Origin of the sequence: Burkholderia sp. SIMBA_062 (assembly GCF_046534765.1) — a bacterium.
GTDB lineage: Bacteria > Pseudomonadota > Gammaproteobacteria > Burkholderiales > Burkholderiaceae > Burkholderia > Burkholderia ambifaria.
In genome coordinates, this window is sequence record NZ_JAWRYD010000446.1 from 1 (window position 1) to 253 (window position 253).

At 32.0% G+C, this 253-nt stretch carries 1 protein-coding gene; it reads left to right on the forward strand.

Annotated elements, in window-relative coordinates; genetic code table 11:
• The coding region (locus SB786_RS37005) for a hypothetical protein (RefSeq protein WP_410731684.1) at positions 1-253 on the forward strand (253 nt) is incomplete at both ends.

The following is a 253-nucleotide window of genomic DNA, read 5'->3' on the forward strand; positions in this document are numbered from 1 at the left end:
CCATTTCCTTGAAGTAGTTGGGCGAGAAAATGATTCTAGAGGAAGATTCAATTTTACTGCTTTTATAATAGGTATCGCAGTAACTACAACGCTAGGTTTGGCAGTTGCTATCATTTTAAATGAAAATGTTCCTGTGCATTTAGATGTAATGGCTATCATAGGTGGAGTGCTACTTACATTTTTTTATATCGTTGTGTATTTTCTTTTTAAATATGATACTTTTAAAAGTAGTCAGTATTCTGTAAGGTTTTTG